The following is a 16,665-nucleotide window of genomic DNA, read 5'->3' on the forward strand; positions in this document are numbered from 1 at the left end:
GGGCGACAGGGGGGGGAGCAGGACGACGAGGACGCCCGAGCTGCCGGTCACTCCGCCGGAAGGGCCGAGGACCACTCCGTCAGCAGCTTCACGTACAGCGCCGGGTCGAATTGGTGCATCATGTGGTGCGCTTCCGGGTGCGACTCGTAGTCGACCTTGGCGCCAGCGGTCGCCATGATGTCCTGCGCCTTCTGTGCCTGCTCGTCGGAGAGCGACCCGACGAAATCGCCCGTCTCCGGGTCGACCGCCCGATTGTGGTGGGTGATCAGGACAGGCGTCTTGACCTGGGCCAGCATCCGGTCGTGGGGAGAGTTGAGGCCGGCGGTTCCCTCGAAGAACGCCCGCGCCCACTCGGGGTCGTACTCCTTGAAGTTCTGAGGCGGCTCCGCGCTCGCCGGGAAGAACCCCGCGAGCTTCGACGACGAAGCCTCGGCCGCAGCGCAGAAGGCGGCCCAGTCACCGACGGACCACTGGTCACCGAGGTGTTTGCTGAGCAGCTCGAAGAACGGGCCCGCTCCCTGGCGAATGTTGTGCCCGAACGCGGGGACCAGCTCGGAGGCGAAGAACGGTGCGTCCTCGCAGAGCGCGCCCCTGATCTGGCCGGGGAGCGAGTACGCCGACAGCCAGGCGGCCAGGACCCCACCGGACGAGTTCCCCGACACGATGACCGGACGCCGGATCACCAGCGAGATGAAGCGCACCAGGTCGTTCCCGAAGTTGTCCAGGCTGTACCGCTTCGGAGTCCAGGTACTCCGTCCCTGTCCGCGCAGGTCGACGGCGAACACGTGGAAGTCCTCGGTCAGCAGCTCGATCGCCGGCTCGTAGCTCCACCAGGAGCCCGTCTGCTCGGGAATGAGCAGGAGTGCAGGCTTGTCCGGTGACCCCGCCTCCGCGTAGTTCATCGTGATCTCACCGAGGTTCACCTGCTTCTCGGGGTAGGCGTGGGCAACAAAACCGCCGCGACCCAGCGGATTCGGGTGAGTGGTCGCCTTGCCAGTCATATGCGTCTCCGTATATCTCGTCCCGGTCGGGCCCGGCGCCCGGCGAAGCCGACGTGCCAGCCGTGGCCCTCGACAGCCCTGTTCGATATCTCTTGTATACCTAGTGGCAGAAGTAGACTGCAACGAGATCAGGTATCGCCGAGGAGACCCACGTGAAGCCAGCAGAACTCGATGACGACGGCCGTCAGCTGCTCAACCAGCTGTTCGACAAGTGGTCTTTGCTGGTGCTGGACGGGTTGTGCGAGCATCCCAGGCGCTTCAACGAACTTCGGCGGCAGCTGCCCGCCATCACACCGAAGTCCCTGACCACGTGCCTGCGACGGCTGGAGCGCAACGGCATGGTCGAGCGAGTGGTCGTGTCCACGGATCCGGTGGCGATCGAGTACAGCGTCACCCGCCTGGGCCGGACCCTGCGGTCCCCCCTTCAAGCCATGCTGGAATGGTTCGTCGAGCACCTCGACGAAGTCGAAACCGCCCGCTCCGACTACGACGAGCAACGTCTGCCCGGCTGACACACCCGCCGCGTCATCGCACAGGACGGCACCGACGCCATGCCGACCCCCAGTGCGAGGAAGAGCAGGCGGCGATCCCCGGGCCCGCCCACCAGCCTTCAACAACCGTTACGAATCAGGCGTGTTGCGCCCTGCCCACATCCAGGAACACGGTCCACCCGCTGGGAGAGATGTGCCGCGTGAGGTGGATGGGGCACCTCCTGGAGTCCTTCTGTGCCGGTAGCTCCGCGAAAGGCACTTCCCGACACATGAACCCCATCCCGAGCCCCAACGGGCCCTTCCCCGGCTCCTCCCAGGCCCTTTCCGGGCCGCCTGGTGCCCGTGTGGCACTCAGCAGCGGACAGTGACCAGCGGGGCATGAATCCCGCCAACACCCGGCGGACAGGCGCCAGAACCACGCGCCACCACCCCACTCAACCAGGGCGGCGGCCGGTGTGCGTGGCTCCGTTCCGTACCGGGGGTGTTCGGCAGGGCCGGGTGGTGGCGATCGATCCGCGTCCCGCGCCGGAACGATCCCGACGCCGACTCCGTCGACCGGGTGCTTGACGGGGTCTCGGACCTCGCGGTGCTGGAACGCAGGGCCGGGGAACCGGCGGTGATGGTGCCCGAGCGGTCCTCGGGACGGGTCCTGGCCGGACCCGTACCCGCTGACGCCCCGCTCACCCCCGTGGGCTGATGCCCGCCATGGTCAGGCTCAGCAGCCGGTCCGCCTCGGCCGCCGGGGTCCGGTGGTGCTCGGTCGCCAGGGCGATGCCGGTGACCAGGGTGACCAGGTCCGTGGCGGTCACCTCCGGTGTCACGGTGCCCGCGCGGGCGGCGCGGTCCACCAGGGGTGCGAGTGCCTCGGTGAGGTTCGTGGCGCAGCCGCCCGCGTACGCCGGGTCGGCCGCTCCGCCCGAGGCCATGGCCTCGGCCAGCCCGCGCGCGGAGGCGGCGTACGCGCTGAGCGCGCTCAGCCACTCCAGCAGCGCCGCTCGGGGGTCGTCCGCCCCGGTCAGCTCGTGGGCGCGGACGCGCAGGGCCTCGATCCGCTCCCGGAAGACGGCTTCGAGCAGTGCCGGCCGCGTCGGGAAGTGGCGGCGCACCGTGGCCGAGCCGACGCCCGCCGTGCGGGCGATCTGTTCGAGGGAGGCGTCGGCGCCGCGCGCGGCGACCTCCTCCTCGGCCACGGCCAGGATGCGGGCGTAGTTGCGCCGGGCGTCCGCGCGCTGGGCGGTCATGGCGTCATCTCCCGGTTGTGAAGTGCGGTTTCGAGGTGTGCGGTTTCGAAGCGTGCGGTTGCTAAGTGGCGGGGCCCTCCGTATCGTACCCAAGAGTTAAACGGCGGACCCCGCCGTTTATGTGGTCCGGTCTGTCCTCGGTCTGTCCTGGGAGTGTTCATGTCCATAGATTCCGCAGATTCCGCGCCCGTTCTGGTCACCGGCGCCACCGGCAGGATGGGCGGTGCCACCGCTCGCGCCCTGCTCGCCACGGGCGTTCCCGTGCGGGCCCTGGTCCGTGACCCGGAGAGCGAGCGGGCCAGGGCCGTCGCGGCGCTCGGTGCCGAACTGGTCACCGGCGACCTCTACCAGCCGGACACCGTGCGGCGGGCCGCCGAGGGGGCGCGGGCCGTCTTCTCCGTGCAGATGCCGGACATGACCGATCTGGCCGGCGACTCCGAGTGGGTCCAGGGGCGCAACCTGGTCGACGCGGCGCGGGAGGCGGGGGTGGCGCAGTTCGTGCACGCCTCCGTCTCCGGCGCCGACCAGCACCGCTCCGCGCCCGGCTGGGCGGAGGGCCGCTGGGCGGCGCTGGAGCACTACATGGAGACCAAGAGCGGGCTCCAGGCCAGGGTCCGCGAGGCGGGCTTCCCGTACTGGACGCTCCTCAAGCCGAGCTTCTTCATGGAGAACTTCCTGCTGCCGTCCCTGCTGCTCCCGAAGGGCGTCGAGGGCGGCCTGGTGACGGTTCTGCGGCCCGGCACCGAGCTGTCCCTCGTCGCGGTCGCCGACATCGGCGCCGCCGCGGCGGCGGCCTTCGCCGAGCCGGAGCGGTTCCACCGCGTCGAACTGGAGCTGTCGAGCGAGCAGTTGACGATGACCGGCGTCGCCGAGGTCCTCTCCCGCGCCCTGGGCGTCGAGCTGACCGCCCCGGACATGACCGAGGAGGAGGCGGGCGTCGTCGGAATACCGCAACTGCTCGCCGGGCACGAGTGGCTGAACCAGGTGGGCCAGCCCGCCCGCCCCGCGTACGCCCGGGACCTCGGGATCCCGCTCACCGGCTTCACGGAGTGGGCCGAGGAGCACCTGAGGCCCGGGGCCTGACGCTTGACCACGAGAGGCGTCCCGAGTAGCCCGGCCGAACTCAGGAAATGCTCAGAGAGCGTTGTTAGTCTGCGCGCCACACGCAGGCGTGGAACGGCTCTAGGAGGCAGGTAGTGGGGCGCGGCGGACAGTCTCTGGCACGGGTGGCAGTGATCGTACGGGCGGGGGCGGTGCCCCTGTGGTGGCTGGGGCTGGTGGCGGCCGGGATCGGGTTTCTGATTCCCGGGCTGACCGGCCGCCGGATCGGCGGTTACGCCGGGGCCGCGCTGTTCATCGTGTGCGCCGCCGTGGTCGCTCTCGTACGCCGTCGTCGCTATACCGCGTGGGCGGACGGCGCCTCGCGGGCCGCGAAGTACGACTACCTCCAGGACCGCGCGGTGACGCTGCGGAACTGGCGGCGGGCGCACCTGTGGTGGCTGCTCGCCGGGTTCCTGGCCGCGGTGGGCGCGTCCTTCGCGCTGCCGATCGCCGGGGGCCTCGTCCTGGCGGGCGCGGGCGCCGGGCTGTGGCTGAAGGCCGTCTGGCTGGGGGCGCGGGAGCGGCGGGACGAGGCGCTGCTGTGGGTACGTACCGACTGGGCCGGGTCCGGCCGGCCCGTCGGCAAGCAGGTGAAGGGGTACCGCACGACGGGGCTCGCGGCCGGTGACGCCGTGGCCGGCGGGGCGCGGCGTCGGGGGCGCTGAACCCCGGGGGGTCCACAGGACCGCCGCCAGGACCGGTGTCGGCTCGTTGCGGAGTCGGCGCCGGTCCTGCGGTCGGTCCGGGGTGGATCCGTCGGGCGTCAGACCTCCAGGTCCGCCTCTATCTTCATCAGCTGGTGGCGGGCCATCGCCAGATTCGCCCGGGACCTGTCGAGCGCCAGGTAGAGGAACAGCCCGCTGTTGCCGCGCCCCTTGAGCAGCCGGATCAGGTGGTACTGGGAGCCGAGGGTGATGAGGATGTCGTCGATCTCGTCCTTCATGCCGAGCAGCTCCATGGTGCGGACCTTCGCCCGGACCACATCGGTGTTGCCCGCCGCGGCGACCGTCAGGTCGAGATCCTTGCTGCCGCCGACCGTGCCCAGGGCCATGCCGCTGGAGTAGTCGACGAGGGCCGCCCCCAGGGCGCCTTCTATGACGGTGGTGGCTTCCTTGAGAGCGGCTTCGGTGGTGGCCATGAATATCGTGCTTCCCTTCCGTCCGGTGGCGGCGGCCCGGGGGGTTCCGGGCGGCCGGGTGTCGTGTGGTGTCGGCGTCGGTGTGGGTGTCGTCGCCGGTCAGGCGTTCTCCAGCCGTTCGAGGGCGCCGTCGACCAGTTCCCCGATGCGGGCGCTGGACCTGCGCGCCTCCAGATGGAGCCGGCCCACATTGGTCCTCGGATCCGCCAGCAGCGTCAGAACGGCGGAGGAGCCCGCCGCGTACGTCGCGACGTAGCCCAGCTCTCCCCGGATCAGCAGCTCCCGGAATCCGCCCTGGCCCGTGGCGTCCGTCAGCCGCAGGGCGACGCCCAGCGCGGCGGCGGTGAGGGCGGCCACGCCCTCGGCCTCCACGTCGGCCGTGTCCTGGGCCAGCACCAGGCCGTCGGTACTGGCCGCGAGCGCCCCGCTGAGCTGGGGGAGGCGGGCCCGCAGGCGCCTCAGCTCACCGAGTACGTCGGCTTCTGCCGTCATCAGCTGTCTCCTCTCGGCACGCGCCCGCAACGTGCGCCTCATGACCATGACGGCGCGGCGCGGTCCGGGTGACGGTGACGGTGGATGGAGCGGGGGGTCACAGGCTTGCCTCCAGGGCGTCGCGTAGCCGGCGGAGCAGGGCGATGTCCGGATCGCCGGAGACGGTCGCGACCCACGCGGGGAGCGTCGGGAGTGCGGCCGTCTCCGGTTCCTCGGGCGTCTCGACCAGACCGGCGGCGGCCAGCCGCCGGATGTCGAGAAGGGTGTGGAACGCGGGCCTGCCCAGGGCCCAGGCGATGGCCACCGGCGTACGGACGCCGTCGGCGAGCGCCAGCAGCGCGCGCTGTCTGTGGGTGACGGCCTGCCCGGGTGCGGGCTTCCTGGCGACGACGGGGGCCGTGTCGACGGCCGCGTACGGCCATACCTGGTCGAGGAGTTCGCGCCTGCGCAGCGTCTCGCGTTCGACGGCCGACGCGGATACGGGGCGTACGGGGCCGATCCAGTGCGCCACCCCGTAGCGGAAGCGGGTGGGGCCGCTGCCGGGGGAGAGGGCGAAGAAGGCGGCGTCGAAGAGTGCGCCCAGATGGCAGATCTCCAGCTCGCCGTCGTGCAGCCGGCCGCTGTCCACGAGGAATCTGCCCACCTCGCGGCGGGTGCCCGCCCGGTTGACGGCCTCTTCCCAGCCCGCGCGCGGTAATCGGCCGCCCGCGGTGAGCAGGACGTCGATGCCGGGGGCGGCGGGGCTCTCGGCATGTACGACGCGGCCGTCGGTGAGATAGAGCGTGCCGTGGTCGCGCAGCAGGGCTCCGGTGGCGCGTTCCCCGGCGAGCCGTACGAGCATCGGGGAGACGGCCGACTGTATGCCGGGTGGTGTGGTGGTCCCGGCGGTCATCCCAGCACCAGCCGTTCGGCGAGCTGCCCCAGGCGGATGCGGGCGAGGGCGAGGTTGCCGGTGTCGCGGTCGAGCCAGAGGTGGAGGAAGACGCTGCTGTCGAACGTCGTCTCCACGAAGCTCAATATGTGATACCCGGTGCGGGTGGTGACGATGAGGTCCTCGACGGGCGGGCCCTTGTCACCTGCGGAAGCGGCGGTGGAGCCAGGCGTGGTGGCGGGGGCCTGGGCGTGGCCGTCGGGTCTGGACGCCGGGGCCGGGGCGCGGGTCGGGGGTCTGGCCGGGGTCGGGGGTCTGGCCGTGGGCGCGAACGCCGAGTACTCGGCGGCCGCTCTGGCCAGTTCGGCCGTCTCGGCGGCGGTGGCCTCGTGGTCGCCGTTGGGCGATTGCCCCGCCGTGCCGAGTGCCAGTCCGCTCGTCCAGTCGACAATGGCCGCCCCGAGGGCTCCTGGCAGGGTCATCGCCTCCTCCAGGCAAGCGTCGATTCCGGGCATGCGGATCCCCCTCCCAGCCGGGCGCGCGGGCGCACTGTCGTACGGCGGTAATCGAGAGATTACGCAACGTCCGCGCGCGGGGTGGGCGTTCTGGCATTTTCCAGCGGAACATGCTCTGGACGGGCCGAGAGCTTTCGGTTCAGCCTTCCAGGAGGGCGTCCGGATGGGCCCCGCCCGATTCGGCCACAATCTCCGCGACGGTCTGCGCGGTCCGTACGGTCGCGAAGCGGACCGGTCCGCGCGCGGGAACCGAGAAGCCGTGGACACCGGGCCTGGCCAGGCTGTTGTAGGAGTAGTGGGTGGCGAAGTAGTACGCGCCGGTGTCGAGGGCCGCGACGAGATCCCCCTGCTCCAGCAGCGGCAGCGGTCGGTTCTCGGCCAGCAGGTCACCCGCGAAACAGGCGGGGCCCGCGATGTCCTGTGCCACGGCGGGGCCGGTTTTCGGCCGTCCCGCCGGGTCGTACCCGGCGATGCGCAGCGGCCAGGAGGCCGGGTCGTAGACGGTACGGGTGGCGACCTGCGCGCCCGCGTGGGTCACCGCGATGGGACGGGAACCCGAGGTCTTCGCGTACTCGACGCGGGCGAGGACCGTGCCGTGCTTGGAGAGCAGGGAGCGGCCGAACTCGGTCACCAGGCCGTAGCGCCCGTCCAGCAGTCCGGGGACGGTCTCGCTCAGCAGCCGGGCGTAGTCGGCGTACGTCGGTGTCTCCTCCTCGGAGGCGAAGTTGACGGGGAGTCCGCCGCCGAGGTCGACGGTGTCGACCTGTCGGCGGCCGGCCGCCGCGTTGATCTCCTCGGCCAGCTCGTACACCGCCCGTACGCCCCGCGCCATGAGTTCCAGCGGGACGCCCTGCGAGCCGGAGTGGGTGTGCAGCCGGGTCAGCCAGGGCCGGTCGAGGAAGGCCCGCACCACCCAGGCGCGGGCGCCCTCGTCGCGCAGCGCGACCCCGAACTTGGAGGTGGCGGTCGCGGTGGACAGGGCGCCGATGGAGCCGCCGCCGAGCTGCGGGTTGACCCGCAGGCCGCGCGGCGAGACGGTGGGCGCCGAGGCGGTCAGCGCGTCGAGGCGCGCCAGCTCCTGCGGGTTGTCCGCGTTGACGGCGATGCCCAGCGCGAGCGCCTCGCGCAGCTCGGAGACGGTCTTGGCGGGCGAGTCGAGGACGGTGCGCTCCGCCGGTATCCCGGCCGCCCGCGCGAGGGCCAGCTCCCCGGGGCTGGCGACCTCGGCGCCGATGCCCTCCGCGTCCAGCAGGCGCAGTACGGGCACGAGCGGCGCGGCCTTGACGGCGAAGGCGTGCAGGACGGGGGTGCCGGGCGCGGTGACCCGGTCGAACGCGGCGCGGAGCGCGGCGGCCGAGGCGCGGATCCCGGCCACGTCCAGCAGGGCGACGATCGGCTCGTCCTCCGCGATCAGCCCCTGCTCCACGGCCGCCCGCACGGCACGGTCGCGCCGGGCGGCCGCGTCGGCCCCGGGGCCCGTCGCTGTCGCCGTCCCCGGCACCGGCGCCGTCCCGTTCTCCGTTGTCGACGCGGTCCCCGCCGCCGTCGTGCCGCCCGGACCGGCCGGGCCGCCCGGATCGCCCGGACCGGCCGTGTCGTGCCGTGCGTCGTGATCCGCGTTCTTGCCGCTGTCCCGCACCGAAGCCATGTCCTCCAGCCAATCATCCGCGGGACGGCCACGCAGCTGTTGACTACAAGTATTCATCCGTCCAGGATGTGAATAGTTTGACCAACGGATTCGTCAGTGGCTCCACGCCGGAGGAGGCATCGCCATGTCAGGACCCCGCCCCGTACGGGCACCGCGCGGTACGGAACTGAGCGCCCTGGGATGGCAGCAGGAAGCCGCCCTGCGCATGCTCCAGAACAACCTCGACCCCGAGGTCGCCGAACACCCCGACCAGCTCGTCGTCTACGGCGGCACCGGCAAGGCCGCCCGCGACTGGCGCTCCTTCGACGCCATGGTCCGCACGCTGCGCACGCTCAAGCAGGACGAGACGATGCTCGTCCAGTCCGGCCGGCCGGTGGGCGTCATGCAGACCCACGAGTGGGCGCCGCGCGTGCTGCTCGCCAACTCCAACCTGGTCGGCGACTGGGCGAACTGGGAGGAGTTCCGGCGGCTGGAATCCCTCGGGCTGACCATGTACGGCCAGATGACGGCCGGTTCCTGGATCTACATCGGCACCCAGGGCATCCTCCAGGGCACCTACGAGACGTTCGCCGCCGTCGCCGCGAAGCGCTTCGGCGGGACGCTCGCAGGGACGATCACCCTCACCGCCGGACTGGGCGGCATGGGCGGCGCCCAGCCGCTGGCCGTGACCATGAACGACGGCGTGGTGATCTGTATCGACTGCGACCCGCGCGCCATCGACCGCCGCATCGAGCACCGCTACCTCGACGTGAAGGCCGACAGCCCGGCCCACGCGCTCCAGCTCGCGACCGAGGCCAGGGACGCGCGCAGGCCGCTCTCCATCGGGCTGCTGGGCAACGCGGCGGAGCTGCTGCCGCGCATGCTCGCCGAGGGCGCCCCCATCGACATCGTCACGGACCAGACCTCCGCCCACGACCCGCTGGCGTATCTGCCGCTCGGCGTCGACTTCGACGACATGGCCTCGTACGCCGCCGAGAAGCCCGCCGACTTCACGCTGCGGGCCCGCGAGTCCATGGCGCGGCACGTCGAGGCGATGGTCGGCTTCATGGACGCGGGCGCCGAGGTCTTCGACTACGGCAACTCCATCCGGGGCGAAGCCCGACTGGCCGGATACGGGCGCGCCTTCGCCTTCCCCGGCTTCGTGCCCGCCTATATCCGCCCGCTCTTCTGCGAGGGGAGGGGCCCGTTCCGCTGGGCGGCCCTGTCCGGTGAGGCGTCCGACATCCACAAGACGGACAAGGCGATCCTCGAACTCTTCCCCGAGGGCGACTCCGCGCAGAACGAATCCCTGCACCGCTGGATCAGGATGGCGGGCGAACGCGTCCACTTCCAGGGCCTGCCCGCCCGCATCTGCTGGCTCGGCTACGGCGAGCGGGACAGGGCGGGCGAGCGCTTCAACGACATGGTCGCCTCCGGTGAACTCGCCGCCCCGCTGGTCATCGGCCGCGACCACCTCGACTGCGGCTCGGTCGCCTCCCCGTACCGCGAGACCGAGGCCATGCTCGACGGCTCCGACGCCATCGCGGACTGGCCCCTCCTCAACGCCATGGTCAACGTCGCCTCCGGCGCCTCCTGGGTCTCCATCCACCACGGCGGCGGTGTCGGCATGGGCCGCTCGATCCACGCGGGCCAGGTCTCGGTGGCGGACGGCACGAAGCTCGCGGGCGAGAAGATCCGCCGCGTCCTCACCAACGACCCCGGCATGGGCGTCATCCGCCATGTCGACGCGGGCTACGACCTCGCGGAGTCGGTCGCGGACGAGCGCGACGTCCGCATCCCGATGCGGGAGCACGCCCACGCGGACCCGGGCGACGTCACGCCCGGCGCCGCCCCGGCCGAGGGCGGCACGGCATGACCTCCCGCGAGCCGCACGACACGCCTCCCGGTCCGGGCGGTCCGGGAGGGCGGGGAGGCGTGCCCTCCACCGGGCCCGCCTCCGCCCGGCCCGCCTCCTTCCTGGAGATGTGGCGGGAGCTGAAGCCCCTCGGGCGCTCCGCCGACAGCGGCGGCTACCGCCGCTACGCCTGGACGGCCGCCGACACCGACTGCCGCGCCTGGTTCCGGGCCCAGGCCGAGTCGCGCGGGCTGACCTACGAGACCGACCGCAACGGCAACCAGTGGGCCTGGCTCGGTGACCCGCTCGCCGGGGACGCCGTCGTGACCGGCTCGCATCTGGACTCCGTACCCGACGGCGGCGCCTTCGACGGACCGCTCGGAGTCGTCTCCTCCTTCGCCGCGCTCGACGAACTGCGCGGACGCGGCGCGCGGTTCCGCAAGCCGCTCGCCATCACCAACTTCGGCGACGAGGAGGGCGCCCGCTTCGGTCTCGCCTGCGTCGGCTCCCGGCTCACGGCGGGCCGGCTCACCCCGGACCTGGCCCACGCGCTGCGCGACGGCGACGGCGTCTCGCTGCCGAAGGCCATGGAGGCCGCCGGCCACGACCCGTCCGCCCTCGGCCCCGACCCGGAACGGCTCGCGCGCATCGGCGCGTTCGTCGAACTCCACGTCGAGCAGGGCCGCGCCCTCGACCTCTCCGGCGACCCCGTCGGCATCGCCTCCGCGATCTGGCCGCACGGCCGCTGGCGGTTCGACTTCCACGGCGAGGCCAACCACGCCGGCACCACCCGCCTCGCCGACCGCCGCGACCCGATGCTCAGCTACGCCGAGACCGTCCTCGCCGCCCGCCGCGAGGCCGAACTCGCCGGGGCGCTCGCCACCTTCGGCAAGGTCTCCGTCGAGCCCAACGGCGTCAACGCCATCCCCTCCCTCGTCCGTGGCTGGCTGGATTCCCGCGCCGCCGACCAGCCCGCCCTGGACACCGTCGTGGCCGGTATCGAGAGGGCCGCCCGGGAGAGCGCCGACCGGGCCGGGATCGATCTGCGGGTGGTACGGGAGTCCTTCAGCCCCGTCGTCGAGTTCCAGCACGCCCTGCGGGACGAACTCGGCAAGATCCTCGGTCAGCCGCCCGTCCTGGGGACCGGCGCCGGACACGACGCGGGGATCCTGTCCGGATCGGTCCCGACCGCCATGCTGTTCGTACGGAATCCGACCGGCGTCTCGCACTCCCCGGCCGAGTACGCCACCGAGGACGACTGCGTGGCCGGGGTCCTGGCGCTCGCCGACGTACTGGAAGGACTCGCGTGCACATGACGACCCCGCCGCAGCCGGCCGCCCCCCGCGCCGACCGCTCCTACTGGCTGGAGCACGCCTGGCTGGAACACGCCCGGCTCACCACCGCAGCGGCGGGCGACAGCGCGGGCGTCACCGCCTCGGCCGGCCCGACAGCCGCTGTGCGGGCCAGCTCAGCCGCCGCCCCCTCGGCCACCCCTCCGACCACCCCGCGCGTCGAGTCCGGGGTGCTCGTCACCGTCGCCGACGGCCGGATCGCCGAGGTCCGCACCGGCGTCGGGGCCCCGCCGCCCGGGGCCACGGCGCTGCGCGGGCTCACGCTGCCCGGCCTGGCCAACGCCCACTCCCACGCCTTCCACCGCGCCCTGCGCTCCTCCGTCCAGGTCGGCTCCGGCACCTTCTGGACCTGGCGCGAGGTCATGTACGGCGTCGCGGACCGGCTCACGCCCGACTCGTACCACGCGCTCGCCCGCGCCGTGTACGCCGAGATGGCACTCGCCGGCATCACCGCCGTCGGCGAGTTCCACTATCTGCACCACGCGCCCGGCGGGGCGCCCTACGCCGACCCGAACGCCATGGGGGAGGCCCTGATCGAGGCCGCAGCCGAGGCCGGGATCCGGATCACCCTCCTCGACACGGCCTATCTCTCCTCGGGCTTCGGCGCCGCCCCCGACCGCCACCAGCTCCGCTTCTCCGACGGCACGGCGGACGCCTGGGCCGCACGCTGTTCAGTTGTCAAGGATCGCGGCCACGCCAGGATCGGCGCGGCCATCCACTCCGTACGGGCCGTCCCCGCCGGGCAGTTGAGCACGGTCGCGCGGTGGGCCCAGGAGCGGCGGGCCCCGCTCCATGTACACCTTTCCGAGCAGACCGCCGAGAACGACGCCTGCCAGGATGCCTACGGCCGGACGCCCACCCGGCTCCTCGCCGACCACGGAGTCCTCGGCCCCGGCACCACCGCTGTCCACGGCACGCACCTCACCGACGAGGACATCGCCCTGCTCGGCTCCACCCGGACCGGCACCTGTATGTGTCCCACCACCGAGCGCGACCTCGCCGACGGCATCGGACCGGCCGCCCGCCTCCAGCGCGCGGGCTCCCCGCTGTCGCTCGGCAGCGACAGCCACGCCGTGATCGACATCCTCGAAGAGGCGCGCGCGATGGAACTGGACGAGCGCCTGCGCACCAGGACCCGGGGCCACTGGACCGCCGCCGCGCTGCTGCGCGCCGCCACCGCCGACGGGCACGCCGCCCTCGGCTGGCACGAGGCGGGCCGGATCGAGCCGGGCGCGCTCGCGGATCTCACCACGATCGCCCTGGACTCGGTCAGGACAGCCGGACCGGAACCCCGGCTCGGCGCGGAGACCGCCGTATTCGCCGCCTCCGCGGCTGATGTACGCCATACGGTCGTGGGCGGCCGGCACCTCGTACGGGACGGGGTCCACACCCTGGTCCCCGACGTCCCCGCCGCGCTCGCCGAATCCGTCGCCGCCCTGCGCGGCTGACCCCGCCGAAGCCGCTGACCCCGCTGAAGCCGCCGAAGCCGCCGGAGCCGCCGGAGCCCGAGGCGAAGAGGCCGCCCGAGCCGCCGCCCCCGAAGCCGCCAGAGCCCGAGCCGCCGCCCCTGAACAGGAGCATCCCCGCGATGACGACCACAGCCCTCACCAACATCGCCAGTCTGGTCACCAACGACCCCTCCCTCGGTGACGGAACCCCCATCGGTCTGATCCAGGACGCGGCCGTCGTCATCGACGGCGACCGCATCGCCTGGGTCGGTGAATCAAGCAAAGCACCCGCCACTGACAACGCCCTCGACGCGGGCGGCCGGGCCGTCGTCCCCGGCTTCGTCGACTCCCACTCCCACCTCGTCTTCGCGGGCGACCGCACTCAGGAGTTCAACGCCCGGATGTCCGGCCGCGCCTACTCCGCCGGCGGCATCCGCACCACCGTCGCCGCCACCCGCGCCGCGACCGACGCCGAGCTGAGCGCCAACGTCGCCCGGTACCTCGCGGAGGCCCTGCGCCAGGGCACCACCACCCAGGAGACCAAGTCGGGGTACGGCCTCACCGTCCACGACGAGGCCCGCGCCCTGCGCATCGCCCGCGAACAGACCGACGAGGTCACCTACCTCGGCGCCCACATCGTGCCGCCCGACCCCGCGTACGCCACCGACCCCGCCGCGTACGTCGCCCTCGTCACCGGCGAGATGCTCGACGCCTGCGCGCCCCACGCCCGCTGGATCGACGTCTTCTGCGAGCAGGGCGCCTTCGACGGCGACCAGGCCCGCGCGATCCTCACCGCGGGCCGTGCCAAGGGCCTGCACCCCCGCGTCCACGCCAACCAGCTGTCGTACGGCCCCGGCGTCCAGCTCGCCGTCGAACTCGACGCCGCCTCCGCCGACCACTGCACCCACCTCACCGACGCCGACGTCGACGCGCTCGCCCACAGCGACACGGTCGCCACGCTGCTCCCCGGCGCCGAGTTCTCCACCAGGGCCGCGTGGCCCGACGCCCGCAGGCTGCTCGACGCGGGCGCGACCGTCGCGCTCTCCACCGACTGCAACCCGGGCTCCTCGTTCACCTCCTCCATGCCCTTCTGCATCGCCCTCGCCGTACGCGACATGGGCATGACCCCGGACGAGGCGATCTGGTCGGCCACCGCGGGCGGCGCGGCCGCCCTGCGCCGCCAGGACATCGGCCGGCTGACCCCCGGCGCCCGCGCCGACCTCGTCCTCCTCGACGCCCCGAGCCATGTCCATCTCGCGTACCGCCCGGGGGTCCCGCTCGTCACGGCGGTCTGGCGCGGCGGCAGGCGGTCCACTCCCGTGGACGCGCCAACGCCCGGACGCCCGCTCCCGTAGACGGGCAGACGCTTGGACGCCCGCCCGCGCAGACGCGCGCTCACGCCTTCAGTACGGCGATCTCACTGATCCTCGGCCGCAGATTGCGTACGGCCCGCGTCTTCTCGTACGGCTTCAGCCGTCGCTGCATCGTCTCGAAGTGCTCGTCCCCGCGCGCCGACGAGACGTGCTCGTAGTCCACCAAAAACTGCGACCAGCTCTCGCAGGCGGCCTCAAGATGGCCGAATTCCAGCTGGCGCTGCGCCAGTACGGCGAGGAAGTGGACGCGGCCCTGGCGCTCGTTCTTCCGCTGCGCCTTCAGGGACTGCTGGAGGGCGGAGATGGAGCCCGGCAGGTCCTTGAACTCGTACAGCACGTGCGAGACATGGAAGAGATACCCCGTCCTGTCGTAGAAGCCCACGGACTCGCGCCGGTCGTCCGCCCTGTTCAGCGCCGTCTCCGTCTGCCGGAGCCGGGCCAGGGCCTGGCGTTTGTCCCCGACCATCGCGGCGGCGTGGGCCTGCTGCCCCGAGAGGAACGCCTGAAGGCGCGGCTCGGCCTTCGGCGACGCCTCGGCGGCCGAGTCCGCGAGTTCCAGTGCGCGCTTTCCGTACCCGAGGTTCGACGCCTGGAGCGACATGCCGCGCAGCGTGCGGCAGTACGTGACGTGGTCCTCGGCGGCGCCCGCCAGCTCCAGCGCCCGGAGGTAGTACCGCTGGCCGAGACCGTGCGCCCGCTCGTACATCGCCATCCATCCGGTCAGATAGACCAGATCGGACGCGGCGGCCAGCATGTCCTTGCGTATGGGTTCGGGCGCCTCGGCCTTCAGCCACGGCATGACCGTGTTCACGAGGAAGGCGGCCGCCATCGGGCGCGCGTGTCCACCGCCCAACTCATCGAGAATGTCGGCTATTCGGTCCGTCATCGTGCGTACGGCCTGTACTTGCGGGGCGCCGATCCGCACCGTCCGCTTCCCCGGAGCGGCGTTCGGCGGGGTGGCGGCGTGCGCCAGATCCGGGAACAGCGGGACGACAGCGGCAGCGGAGAACAGCCCCGCGGCGATCAGACTCCGGCGCGAGGGGTCCATGTCCGCTCTCCCCATGTCGACCAGCTCTTCCAGGGTGTTGGTGCGTGAACTCCCCGGTGTGGCGGTTGAGTCGGGCGGCCGGCCGGCGCCGGACGGGTCCGACCCGTCCGGCCGGTGGCGGGCGGTCGGCAGACCGGCCTCCGCGTGGGTGACCGGCCGTCGCAGTTTCCGCGCGAACGCCTCCACGATCAGCGGCCTGACCTGCTCCTTCGGTATGGTGCCCGCCACCCAGTGCGAGACCGCCGACTGGTCGTAGTGGAGTTCGAGACCGGCTTCGGCGCCCATGCGATTGATGATCTGTGCGAACTGCGAACGAGACCACTTCGACTGCGTCAGCAGGGCGGCCAGGCCGGTGTTGGGCGTGCGTGAATTACTCGCCATGGTTCCAACTCCCCCATGCGTTCATGGCTTTCATCATCAGACCTTCCTCCACGGTACTCGCGGAGGGAGATAACGCGGTTCTCTCGTCATAGAGGCATGTCGCAGCGGAGAACAGAAGCACCGGCAAAGCAGCAGAGAACGCGAATACGGGGGTCAAGGTGACCACAGTGACAGACGACAGAACAGGTGGCACAGGCGAAAACGCGCACACCACGCAATCCACGCCGACCGCCCACCCGACCAACACCCCATCATCCACTTTTCCCTCGGTCCCGGACCGTGACGTCATCAGCCTCGACGCGGACCGGGCCCTCGCGCCGCACCGCATGATGCCGCCACCGGCCGAGATCGCCGATCTGACCGTCCGGCTGATCAGCCACGGCGCGCGGCTCGTCGCCGTCGTGGAGACGATCCCCGAATCCGAACACTCCGTACGGGCGAAGGGCGCGCTCAAGGACTGGTACGACCTGACCGACGGCGGCCCCGGCGAGGGAGCCATGGCCAACTGGGTCCATATGCGGGCCATGGCACGCATGTGCCGCACCTTCATGGACTACCTGGGGGAGCGGGACCGCGAGCGGCAACGCGACGGGCGGCGCCGAACGTGAGTCCGGAAGGGAGACAGCAAGCATGGTTCGTCGTCGCGGTCTGCACCCTGGGGCTGACGATCGCCCTGGCCGTCGGGCTGCGGCTGTGACCGGCTGAGCGCACGTGGGGCTTCAACCTTCCTG

General features: G+C 72.2%; 17 protein-coding genes. 9 read left to right on the top strand and 8 right to left on the bottom strand.

Going from position 1 to position 16,665, the window contains the following annotated elements; translation table 11 throughout:
- Positions 1-47: 47 nt before the first annotated feature.
- On the bottom strand, positions 48-1,001 hold the full coding sequence (locus OG627_RS21540; protein WP_329067495.1) for an alpha/beta fold hydrolase: 954 nt from the start codon (positions 999-1,001) through the stop codon (positions 48-50).
- A gap of 152 nt (positions 1,002-1,153) precedes the next feature.
- Here OG627_RS21540 and OG627_RS21545 point away from each other — a divergent pair, with 152 nt between their 5' ends.
- Entirely contained in the window at positions 1,154-1,513 is a 360-nt protein-coding gene (locus OG627_RS21545) for a winged helix-turn-helix transcriptional regulator (RefSeq protein WP_329067497.1), read from the top strand.
- A gap of 460 nt (positions 1,514-1,973) precedes the next feature.
- Positions 1,974-2,189: a hypothetical protein gene (locus OG627_RS21550; RefSeq protein WP_329067500.1), complete on the top strand. Its 216-nt coding sequence runs from the start codon at positions 1,974-1,976 to the stop codon at positions 2,187-2,189.
- Here the strand turns inward: OG627_RS21550 and OG627_RS21555 are convergent.
- Positions 2,173-2,733 carry a TetR/AcrR family transcriptional regulator gene (locus OG627_RS21555; RefSeq protein WP_329067502.1) on the bottom strand — a complete coding sequence of 187 codons (561 nt, stop codon included), beginning with the start codon at positions 2,731-2,733 and terminating at the stop codon, positions 2,173-2,175. The genes OG627_RS21550 and OG627_RS21555 overlap by 17 nt on opposite strands.
- 159 nt (positions 2,734-2,892) lie before the next feature.
- Between OG627_RS21555 and OG627_RS21560 the strand changes: the two genes are divergently transcribed.
- A complete protein-coding gene (locus OG627_RS21560) occupies positions 2,893-3,816 on the top strand; it encodes an NmrA family NAD(P)-binding protein (protein ID WP_329067503.1) in 924 nt (307 codons plus the stop codon).
- Positions 3,817-3,929: 113 nt separating this feature from the next.
- Positions 3,930-4,499 carry a hypothetical protein gene (locus OG627_RS21565; RefSeq protein WP_329067505.1) on the top strand — a complete coding sequence of 190 codons (570 nt, stop codon included), beginning with the start codon at positions 3,930-3,932 and terminating at the stop codon, positions 4,497-4,499.
- A 98-nt stretch (positions 4,500-4,597) separates the two neighbouring features.
- Here the strand turns inward: OG627_RS21565 and OG627_RS21570 are convergent, their stop codons facing one another.
- The 5 genes from OG627_RS21570 to OG627_RS21590 form a co-directional block, all read right to left on the bottom strand.
- Positions 4,598-4,972, bottom strand: coding sequence for a hypothetical protein (locus OG627_RS21570; RefSeq protein WP_329067507.1), 375 nt, complete (start codon positions 4,970-4,972; stop codon positions 4,598-4,600).
- A 99-nt stretch (positions 4,973-5,071) separates the two neighbouring features.
- Positions 5,072-5,506 carry a roadblock/LC7 domain-containing protein gene (locus OG627_RS21575; protein ID WP_329067509.1) on the bottom strand — a complete coding sequence of 145 codons (435 nt, stop codon included), beginning with the start codon at positions 5,504-5,506 and terminating at the stop codon, positions 5,072-5,074.
- A gap of 55 nt (positions 5,507-5,561) precedes the next feature.
- A complete protein-coding gene (locus tag OG627_RS21580; protein ID WP_329067511.1) occupies positions 5,562-6,356 on the bottom strand; it encodes a transcriptional regulator in 795 nt (264 codons plus the stop codon).
- The gene (locus OG627_RS21585; RefSeq protein ID WP_329067513.1) at positions 6,353-6,850 is read right to left on the bottom strand and encodes a hypothetical protein; all 498 of its coding nucleotides are present in this window, start codon (positions 6,848-6,850) and stop codon (positions 6,353-6,355) included. Before OG627_RS21585 ends, OG627_RS21580 begins: the two co-directional genes overlap by 4 nt.
- 139 nt (positions 6,851-6,989) lie before the next feature.
- A complete protein-coding gene (locus OG627_RS21590) occupies positions 6,990-8,498 on the bottom strand; it encodes a diaminopimelate decarboxylase (RefSeq protein WP_329067515.1) in 1,509 nt (502 codons plus the stop codon).
- A 124-nt stretch (positions 8,499-8,622) separates the two neighbouring features.
- On the opposite strand from OG627_RS21590, the gene hutU reads away from it, so the two are divergent.
- The 4 genes from hutU to hutI all read left to right on the top strand — a co-directional run bounded on the left by hutU (position 8,623) and on the right by hutI (position 14,487).
- On the top strand, positions 8,623-10,353 hold the full coding sequence (gene hutU, locus OG627_RS21595) for a urocanate hydratase (RefSeq protein ID WP_329067517.1): 1,731 nt from the start codon (positions 8,623-8,625) through the stop codon (positions 10,351-10,353).
- A 107-nt stretch (positions 10,354-10,460) separates the two neighbouring features.
- On the top strand, positions 10,461-11,648 hold the full coding sequence (locus tag OG627_RS21600; RefSeq protein ID WP_329072858.1) for an allantoate amidohydrolase: 1,188 nt from the start codon (positions 10,461-10,463) through the stop codon (positions 11,646-11,648).
- Positions 11,645-13,132 carry a formimidoylglutamate deiminase gene (locus OG627_RS21605; protein WP_329067519.1) on the top strand — a complete coding sequence of 496 codons (1,488 nt, stop codon included), beginning with the start codon at positions 11,645-11,647 and terminating at the stop codon, positions 13,130-13,132. The genes OG627_RS21600 and OG627_RS21605 overlap by 4 nt, the downstream gene beginning before the upstream one ends.
- A 140-nt stretch (positions 13,133-13,272) precedes the next feature.
- A complete protein-coding gene (gene hutI, locus OG627_RS21610) occupies positions 13,273-14,487 on the top strand; it encodes an imidazolonepropionase (protein WP_329067521.1) in 1,215 nt (404 codons plus the stop codon).
- Positions 14,488-14,527: 40 nt separating this feature from the next.
- Here the strand turns inward: hutI and OG627_RS21615 are convergent, their stop codons facing one another.
- Positions 14,528-15,934, bottom strand: coding sequence for a hypothetical protein (locus OG627_RS21615; RefSeq protein ID WP_329067523.1), 1,407 nt, complete (start codon positions 15,932-15,934; stop codon positions 14,528-14,530).
- A 167-nt stretch (positions 15,935-16,101) separates the two neighbouring features.
- Here OG627_RS21615 and OG627_RS21620 point away from each other — a divergent pair, with 167 nt between their 5' ends.
- Positions 16,102-16,542: a DUF6415 family natural product biosynthesis protein gene (locus OG627_RS21620; RefSeq protein ID WP_329067525.1), complete on the top strand. Its 441-nt coding sequence runs from the start codon at positions 16,102-16,104 to the stop codon at positions 16,540-16,542.
- The last annotated feature ends 123 nt before the right edge of the window (positions 16,543-16,665 follow it).

It is taken from the genome of Streptomyces sp. NBC_01429 (genome assembly GCF_036231945.1).
Classification (GTDB): domain Bacteria; phylum Actinomycetota; class Actinomycetes; order Streptomycetales; family Streptomycetaceae; genus Streptomyces.